Source organism: Paenibacillus sp. DMB5, assembly GCF_001517085.1.
Taxonomy (GTDB): Bacteria; Bacillota; Bacilli; order Paenibacillales; family Paenibacillaceae; genus Paenibacillus_AQ.
The window spans coordinates 1-9,162 of sequence record NZ_LRAC01000097.1 but is presented as its reverse complement, the minus strand read 5'-3'; the positions used below and the strand labels follow the sequence as shown (position 1 = coordinate 9,162).

The 9,162-nt window shown below is 54.5% G+C and carries 7 protein-coding genes and 1 pseudogene; all 8 read right to left on the bottom strand.

What is annotated here, in order from left to right; genetic code table 11:
• Positions 1-355: 355 nt before the first annotated feature.
• Positions 356-1,192, bottom strand: coding sequence for an aldo/keto reductase (locus tag AWJ19_RS09960; protein ID WP_068723366.1), 837 nt, complete (start codon positions 1,190-1,192; stop codon positions 356-358).
• Between the two features lie 216 nt (positions 1,193-1,408).
• On the bottom strand, positions 1,409-1,864 hold the full coding sequence (locus AWJ19_RS09955; protein WP_068723365.1) for a cupin domain-containing protein: 456 nt from the start codon (positions 1,862-1,864) through the stop codon (positions 1,409-1,411).
• A gap of 107 nt (positions 1,865-1,971) precedes the next feature.
• Positions 1,972-2,910: an SPFH domain-containing protein gene (locus tag AWJ19_RS09950; protein WP_068723363.1), complete on the bottom strand. Its 939-nt coding sequence runs from the start codon at positions 2,908-2,910 to the stop codon at positions 1,972-1,974.
• Positions 2,910-3,344, bottom strand: a complete 435-nt coding sequence (locus AWJ19_RS09945; protein ID WP_068723362.1) for an NfeD family protein — start codon at positions 3,342-3,344, stop codon at positions 2,910-2,912. The genes AWJ19_RS09950 and AWJ19_RS09945 overlap by 1 nt, the downstream gene beginning before the upstream one ends.
• A 232-nt stretch (positions 3,345-3,576) precedes the next feature.
• Positions 3,577-5,520 (bottom strand): glycosyl hydrolase family 18 protein, encoded by a 1,944-nt coding sequence (locus tag AWJ19_RS09940; RefSeq protein WP_068723361.1) that lies wholly within the window; start codon positions 5,518-5,520, stop codon positions 3,577-3,579.
• Between the two features lie 571 nt (positions 5,521-6,091).
• A pseudogene (locus AWJ19_RS09935) lies at positions 6,092-6,732 on the bottom strand (XTP/dITP diphosphatase).
• 1 nt (position 6,733) lies between these two features.
• A complete protein-coding gene (gene rph / locus AWJ19_RS09930; RefSeq protein WP_068723360.1) occupies positions 6,734-7,495 on the bottom strand; it encodes a ribonuclease PH in 762 nt (253 codons plus the stop codon).
• A gap of 177 nt (positions 7,496-7,672) precedes the next feature.
• Positions 7,673-8,788 carry a GerMN domain-containing protein gene (locus AWJ19_RS09925; protein ID WP_068723359.1) on the bottom strand — a complete coding sequence of 372 codons (1,116 nt, stop codon included), beginning with the start codon at positions 8,786-8,788 and terminating at the stop codon, positions 7,673-7,675.
• Positions 8,789-9,162 lie beyond the last annotated feature (374 nt).

Below are 9,162 nucleotides of genomic sequence, written 5' to 3'. Positions count from 1 at the left end.
TTTTTGCCTTCATTCTCCCGATTCGGGCTACGCAGGCGAAATCAAGGGCATTTTTGCCCTTCATTCTGTCCATTCGGGCCGCGCACCAATTCAAGGGCATTTTTGCCCTTCATTCTCCCGATTCGGGCTGCGCGGGCCAAATCAAGGGCATGCTGCATGATGCCTGCAAGGTTTCTTCTTTGTCCCCCGCAGACACAGCGTCCCGTTTACTCTCAGCGGTGGATCCCTTACAAGTGCAGCACAAAGAGCAAGCCGCGTACGTTGCATACGCGCGGCTTGCTCTTCACTTGCCGGTTAACCTTCTGTTACTCCAGCGCTTTATATCCTACTGTATCCTTCATTGCCCCTGGCCATCCTAGAAATTGAAATTATCCGGATCCGGGCCGAAGCGGTGATTCTGGTTCAGGTCCTCAATAGCCTTGACATCATCGTCACTTAAAGTGAAGTCGAAGAAGCCGGCATTCTCTACAATCCGCTCGGCATGCACCGACTTGGGAATTGTAATGACACCCTGCTGCAGATCCCAGCGCAATACAATCTGTGCCACCGTCTTGCCGTATCTTTCCGCAATTTCCTTCAGGAGCGGAATATCCAGGTTACCCTGCATCAGCGGGCTCCAGGCCTCCACCTGAATGTCATGCGCTTTGGCGAATTTCAGCACCTCACGCTGGGTCAGCAGCGGATGGAATTCAATCTGGTTAACGGCAGGAACCACGCCGGTATCGTCAATGATATCCTGCAGGTGATGCACCTGGAAGTTGCTGACGCCGATGGATTTGACAAGCCCCTCCTTCTGAAGGTGGATCAGCGCCTTCCAGGTATCCCGGTATTTGCCGGCTACCGGCCAGTGGATCAGGTACAGGTCAATAACATCCAGCCCAAGCTTCTTGCGGCTTACCTCAAAAGCCTTTAGCGTCGATTCATATCCCTGGTCAGGGTTACGCACCTTGGTCGTGATGAACAGCTCGTCCCGCGGCACTCCGCATTCGCGGATCGCTTGTCCGACGCCTTCTTCATTATTGTATCCGGCAGCCGTATCAATGCTGCGGTATCCCGTTTCAACCGCCGTTTTCACCGCACGGATGACTTCCTCGCCATCCTTGGTCTGCCATACGCCGAGGCCCAGCCACGGCATAGTCGCCCCGTCATTCAGTGTAGGTCCGCCTGAGAATGGTCCATTTAGTTCGCTCATTGTTAACCCTCCAAGCCTATTGGTGTGATCAAGCTTCTTATAACCTCAAAAATGGCTGAGTAATCAGCCCGGATTCAACAAGATTATAACAGATTGCGGTAGCGCTACCAAAAGTGCAGCCCCCGGGCGTTCAGGAACCTGCTGTTTACAGTGTGGCAGGCAGTAACAGCACAACCAAAAAAAAGCGTCCGCCGCACCCGCAGCAGACGCTCCTTATTATTTCTCGATCAGCTTGAAATCATCAAAGCTGAATTCCGGGGATACGATGCAGGAGACCAGTACCGGCTCATCGCCGAGGTTCCGTGCCGCCTGCCAGACGCCTGCCGGAATAACGACCTGAGGCTGCTGTCCGGCCAATACATCGGCGCCGAGTACGACCTCCGTTGCATTCTCAGGCTGCTCGCCGCTGCCGCCCAGGCTCAGGACAATCGGACTGCCGGAGTGCCACAGCCAGATTTCATCGGACAGCACCGTATGCCACTCCGAAGTTTCACCAGGATGAAGCAGGAAGTAAATCGAGGAAGCCGAGGCTCTTGCTCCCGAATAGTTGCTGCCGAGTGTTTCCTGGGGGATTTCAAAGGATGAGTTCCATAGTCTCTTGTACCATCCGCCTTCAACGTGGGGCTCCAGGCCCAGCGCTGCTACCAGCGGGGAAATTTCTCTTTGCGTCACAGTATCTTCTCCTTAAAGTATCGCCGCATAAATAAGCAACCACTTAGATTTAGGTTTGCTTTTACTTTAACGGAATGTGCCGCAATTGTAAAACCTGCCGCCGCTGCTTATTTGCCTTCCTTGCCCGCCTTAAACACCTCGGCGATCGCACCCAGTGAGCCCAGCGCCTCAACGGTGCTGCTCGGCAGGAACACCTTGTTGGCCGGCCCCTTGGAGATTTCGGTCAGCGCATCAAAGGACTGGTAGGCCAGCACCCGTTCATCCAGCCCTGCAGTGCTGATCAGCTGAATCCGTGCCTTCTCGGCTTCGGCTACAGCCTGGATGGCCTTGGCCTGACCAAGCGCTTCCAGCTCCTGGGCCTGCCGCAGACCTTCCGCCTGACGGATACGCGCTTCTTTATCCCCTTCAGCCTTGAGGATCTTACTCTGCTTGTCACCTTCCGCACGCAGGATCATATCCTGCTTGGCAGCTTCCGCTTCAAGCACTATCGCACGCTTGCTGCGTTCCGCCTTCATCTGCTTATCCATCGCTTCCTGGATATCGAGCGGCGGCTTGATATCAATAACCTCGACGCGCTCGATCCGTACGCCCCATTTCTCGGTCGCTTCGTCCAGGGCCAGACGGATATCGGCGGAGATTTTTTCCCGGCCGGACAGGGTTTCATCCAGCTCCAGCTTCCCGATAATCTGCCGCATCGTTGCCGTGGAGATATTGCGTACCCCGTATACATAATCGGAAATACCATAAGTTGCCTGTTCCGGGCCGACCACCTGGTAGAAGATAATCGTATCAATCTGCACCTGCACGTTATCCTTCGTAATAACGGTCTGCGGCGGCACATTGGCCTGCTGGATCCGCAGATCATGATACGTCCGCACCTGATCAATGACCGGGATCAGAATGTTCAGCCCCGGCGTAAGCAGGCGGTTGAATTTCCCGAGCCGTTCGACCACGCCTACACGCTGCTGAGGAACGATTTTGATCGTCAGTGCAACAAATACAACAACGACTGCAACAATAATCCCGATAATGATCCATGAATCCATCAGCTAAAATCCTCCCATCGTTCTACTTCGATAATAGTGGAGCTTCTGCGGATGACTCTGACTAACTCATCTTTGGCCAGCACCTGGCCGGATACGGCACTCCAGGTATCGCCGCCGACCTTAACCTGCCCGTAACGTCCCGGCTCCACCGGCTCCGCCACAATCCCCTGACGCCCGATAATTTCGGTTCCAATATCCTTGAAACCGCGCGAGTGCCTGAACCGGGCAACCAGCGGCTTTGAGAACACGGTCAGCAGCACCGTTACCAGCGCACCGGCCAATACCTGCAGCAGAACAGCATCAGGCCAGACAAGCGATACGAGCAGCGCTGCCACAGCCCCGATAGTAAGCCAGAACAAATAAAAAGTAAGCGTAAACATTTCAATTACAAGCAGAACACCGGCCGCGACTAACCATAGCACCCATGCAACCATAGGTGACCTCACCACCTTCCGCTATATACTACTTATAAACGAATAAAACGGCAGTGCGTTGCATCAATTTCCCTGACCGGGACAAAAGCAGGCATTTTTAGTATATTTCAACGGGTGGAAGGTTATGAATAAATCTCTTCCCCATCCTGACAGCACTTGCCGCCCATATCAAAAAGCCTGCAGAGAAGCTGTTCTTCTCCGCAGGCTTTTAATACTGCCGCTTAAGCTGCTGTTACTTCAGCTTCCAGAGGGCAGGTGTAGTTGCCGGCTCCCAGCCGGCCAGCGAGGTGTGGGCCTGCTGGCAGATATACGACTGTCCATTATAGGACACAGTATCCCCTGCCTTATAAGCGATGCCCGCTGCCCAGGTACCAGCACCCGGAGTAGCCGTAGCGGCAGGAGTTGCCGTTGGCACAGCCGTTGGGGCAGGGGTGGCAGTGGCCGTCGGGGCTGGCGTTGCTGTCGCATTGCCGCAGACACCGGTCACCTTCCATACGCCATACGCGCCGCTCAGATCCGGACGGTCACCTTGGGTCCACCACTGGGCTTCGTATACGTAACCGCCATAAGAAACCTGCTGGCCCTGTGTGTATATCCCGGTTGAAGTCCAGGCAGGCGCAGTACATTGACCAGGTGTTGCTGTAGGCGTAGGTACTACCGTGGCGGTTGGCGCCGGAGTAGCACTTGGTTTCGGTGTGGCAGTTGGCGCCGGAGTTGCTGTAGCTGTCGGAGCTGGTGTTGTGCTTGGTTTCGGCGTTGCTGTAGGTGTCACGGTTGGTACAGGTGTCGGCGACACTGTCGCGGTTGGAGCCGGCGTCGGGATCACTCCTCCCCCAAGCTCGGCACTGAGCTTGGTCTGCAGTGTCCGGTTGCGGTCGCCGCTCGTCTCCCAGAACATGGCTCCGGCCAGTCCCTTAGACTTCAGGTAGCTGATTTTATAGCCCAGGGATTCTGCATCATCGTAGCTGATATAGGTCTGAGTCGACGGATTATACAGATAAGGCACCTTGGCGGTATTGTTCCAATAACGGGTATAGCCGTTTTTATTGATATAGTTGGCTTCCAGATCATAGAAATCATAATTGCCCTTTTCCCAGGTGCCTGTTGAGGAAATACCGGCGGACACTTGGTACTGCCCGTTGCCTGCAGCCGGTGCTCCGCCCCAGCCGCGGCCGTAGAACGGCATTCCCAGCACCAGCTTGCCTGCGGGAACCCCTGCACCCAGATAGTTGGTAACTGCCTTGTCGATATTATAATTCGCAGGCTCAGTCAGTCCGGTGGAGGCGGTGGCAGGATCATAATACAGTGGGGCATTATGTCCAGTTGTCGTATTCCAGCTTCCGTTGAAATCATAGGTCATAATGTTGATCCAGTCTACGACCGCTGCGATTCCGCTCAGGTTATTGTTCTGGACGTAAGCCGGGCTGGCGCCGGAGGCGATGGTCAACAGGTAGGTTTTGCCGTCGGCAGTACCTGCCGCGTTCAGCTTTTCGCGTATTTTTTGCAGCAGCAGCACATAATTCTGTTTATCCTCCGGGCGGTAGCTGTTGCCGGTCAATCCTCCGCTCACCGGATATTCCCAGTCCAGATCGACGCCGTCCATCTTGTATTTACGGATGAAATCTACAGCAGAATTGGCGAACACCTCACGGGTAGCGGCTGTTGCCGCCACATCCGAGAAGCGGTTCGACCAGGTCCAGCCGCCGATGGAGATCATGGTCTTCAGGTTCGGATTTTTCTCCTTGAGCTTCCACAGCTGCTTCAGATTGCCTTTGATCGGGTCGTCCCATTTGTCATCCCCGAAGCTTTTCTGGGCATCGATCCACGGATCGCCGAGCACGATTGTGCCGTTTGGCACACTGATGGCCTGACCCTGCTCGTTTTGACAGGTCCAGGTGACCGGATTCGGCCCGGTGGGGTCCGGATTGCCGTGCACCCCGTTCCAGCAGATGTCGGCAAACGCGTAGTTGATTACATTCATTTTGGTGGCATCGATATCCGCTACATTAAATAGCCGTCCGTAAGCGGCCCAGGACGCGTAATAACCGACTATCTTGTAATTATTGCCTTCAGCATTTGCCGTTTTGACGCTGCCGCCGAGCGCAGCAAACAGCGTAATAAACAAAGCAGCCGCCAGCCCCAGCGCAACAGCCTTCCGCGATTTCTTTTTCAGCATGCAAGTGTTACCTCCCCGGTATATTCTCACAGCAATGCTTTTCACCAGCCAAGAATCAGCGACAGTATTCGGACCCCAGCGGCAATCCCTCTGCAAGTCCGGTTAAGCCCAGCACTCACCCCGCTTCCCGGTTCTGGATTCACCCTCACTCTGCGTTTCTAGCAATGTTACGGCTGTCTGTTAATAGACTGATAATGGAAAAACGCGCGCACAAAGCCGCCCTTCGGGCTGTTCCTTTGCCTGTAAAGCTATGAATCTGAGGGCTCATGAAAATGTTGTTGAGATAAAAGGTGTCAGGTAGGGGAATCGTGGGGAAGTTAAGCAGCAGAATTTTGGATATTTCTGACATCATTAAGAGATGAAGGTAATTCTAATTTTCAGGCATCACGGCGCAATCCGCCAGGGGGAAATTTCTGTAATCAGGGGATAAAATCATCTTATGCTCTAAAACAGCCACTGCGAAGTATTGCATGTGGAGTTTATTTTTTGGAGGGAGCCGCCTTATAAAAACGCAAAAAGACTCTGCCCGCCTATGCAGCAAACAGAGTCTTTATTTATCAATCGTATAGGGCTAGCCGTTATTGCCCTGCTTCGCGGCCAGCTTATCCGTCAGCAGGCGGAGCGCCGTTCCGCGGTGGCTGATCTTCTGCTTCTCTTCGAGCGTCAGCTCCGCCATCGTCTTCTCATACTCCGGAAGATAAAAAAGCGGATCATATCCGAAGCCCCCGGCGCCCGCAGGCTCCGAGGTAATCCAGCCCTCGACTGTCCCCTCCGCAGTCAGCTCAGATCCGTCTGACGGATCATAAAGCGATAACGCACAGACAAAACGGGCCGTGCTAAGCAGCGGCTGGCCGGTGTCCTCGCCCTGCTTCATGCGCTCCAGCTCGCTCAGCAGCTTGAGATTGTTCTCCTGATCCTGTGCACCCTCGCCGGCATAACGGGCGGAGTATACTCCAGGTTTGCCGTCCAGCGCATCGACACACAGGCCGGAATCATCCGACAGTACGGGCAGGCCGAGGGCCTCGCCGACTGCCCTTGATTTTTGAGCGCATTCTCGGCAAAGGTGGTGCCGTCCTCCACTACATCCGGCAGCTCCGGGTAGTCGAACATGCTCTTGACAGTCAGGCCGAGTGGTGCAAAAGCATGCTGGAACTCGCGGACCTTGCCTTTGTTCTTTGTCGCAACAATCAGGATGCCGCCGCTGTTACTCATGCTACACCTCTTGTCCGGGCTGGCCGGAAGGGATTTTGAGTGCAATCGGGCCGAGCACTTCCTTTTGTACGGCGATCAGTTCATAAATACCCTTCTCGCCGAGACCGAGTAGCTCGTCCAGCTCCTGGCGGGTGAACGGCCGCTCTTCACCGGTACCCTGCAGCTCCACAAAAGCGCCGCCCCCGGTCATCACCACATTCATATCGACCTTCGCCTTGGAATCTTCCTCATAGTTCAGGTCAAGCAGCGCTTTGTCCCCGACAACACCGACACTGATGGCCGCCAGATAGTCTGTAATCGGGAATACAGCCAGCTTGTGCTGAAGAGCGATTTTGTTAATGGCAAAGGCCATCGCCACAAAAGCTCCAGTAATCGAAGCTGTCCGCGTACCGCCGTCCGCCTGGATAACGTCGCAGTCCAGCGTAATGCTGCGCTCACCGAGTGCCTGCAAATTCACCACAGAGCGGAGCGCACGCCCGATCAGCCTCTGGATCTCCATCGTCCGTCCTGTCAGCTTGCCGCGTGCGGCTTCACGCTGGTTGCGTGTCTGGGTTGCCCGGGGCAGCATCGAGTATTCGGCGGTTACCCAGCCTTTGCCCTGTCCCTTCAGAAACGGCGGAACCTTCTCGTCTACTGTAGCCGTCACAATAACCTTTGTGTCGCCCATTTCAATCAGAACAGAGCCCTCTGCATATTTATTAGTTTGGGTTGTAATCGTAAGCGGCCGGAGCTGGTCGCTGTTACGCCCGTTTGATCTTGTCATAGTCTGCCTCCTGCATCTTGAGTAGCTAAAGTTAACGCGTCCGCCAAGCGGAGTCAATATCTGGACTTTGCGCGCGAAACGATAACACCCGGGAGGGCATTATCCGTTTTTTGCTTAGCAAACTTTATTCTACCAAAGAGAAAGCACAAAAGCATCTTTTGCCCAGACCAAATTCTTTTACAGCGCCAGTGCGTTCACATACTCCGGTGCGGACACGGGCTGCCCATAGTTGACATTATCCGTTCCGGTGACCGTTTCCTGGCCGTTCAGGCGGATCTGCACCGGAGCATCATCCGCATTTTGAGCTACAGTAAGCACCACGGATTCCAGCATTTCCGCAGGAACATTCTGCGCATCTTCAAACATATCATCGGTCAGCGATACTGTAACTACGCCGTTCTGCCCGGCCTCCACCGAATCGATTGCGGTTCCTCCCGTCATCACCATTTCCAGGCCGCCTGCCGATTCCGGACCGGCAATCAGCTCATTCAGCGCCGCTTTTACCCGGTCCTCTCCGGCGGGTACAAAGCGCGTAACCGGAACATAATACTGTTGAGTGCCGTCTGGTGTTGCTGCGGAAAAATAAACAGTGACTGCAGTAGAGTTCATCAGCACCGGTCCGTTACGCGGCAGATTGATTCCAAAGGAACGGGACAGCGGGTGGTCCAGAGGCGTGCCTTGGAGCGGCATTTCGGTCAGCTTTTTGCCGTCTACCCACAGCTGTACGCCCTCAATGCCTTCCTGTCCGGTCAGGGTCCAGGTAATGGCTTCAAGAATCGTCCGTTCATCAGCCGGCTTGTATTCATTAAATACAGAGTTGAACTCAACTACAGCAATTTTGTTCTTGTCTATCGAGACATTCTGCACTTCGGTTCCGGCGGGCAGTATGCCGCTGAAGCCTTCCGGTACAGTGGATGCATAGGCTCCCTTGCTGACCAGTGCGGTGAGCGAGTCCTTCAGCATTGTGTTGCTGTCTCCCTCCGGAAGCTTCAGCGCTACCGGGGCCAGGAGACCGTTACTGTCCTGAAGGTAGACTGTCGTCCGCTCTCCGGGAGCGATAGCTTCTTGCTGTCCGGTGTCCGCTGCAGCTCCTGCATCCTCTGCAACGGGTCCGAACACTCCTGTATCTAGTGTGGTGCTGCCGCTGATCTCCAGCATCTGCGCTTCGATCTCCTCCGGCGGCGGATCAACCGCTGCCGACTCCGAGCCGAACAGGCCGCAGCCGGACAGCAGAATCGGAACCGTGAGCAGGCAAGCCGCAGACAGCCCGCGGACTTTTGTCATATGTTTCATTAATCATTGCCCCTTTCAACTACTAGGATCAGTTTGTACTGCTATGTATACGAGCCCTCTTCGCAAAAAATAACAACAGCTTATCCTGAAATTTGGACAACGCAGGCTGGCCGGGATGGACAGGTTGCGGATGAAAGTGGATATGACTTGCGTGAAGAGCAATTGAACGATGAGTAATTGAGCGAAGAGCATTGAGCAAAGAGTATCGAGCAAAGAGCATCGAGCAAAGAGCATCGAGCAAAGAGCATCGAGCTCAAATCAAAGGCATTTTTGCCTTTGATTTCGGTCTCCGGCGGGCGGAACGAGCAAATCAGAGGCATTTTTGCCTTTGATTTCGGTCTCGGCGGGCGGAACGAGCAAATCAGAGGCATTTT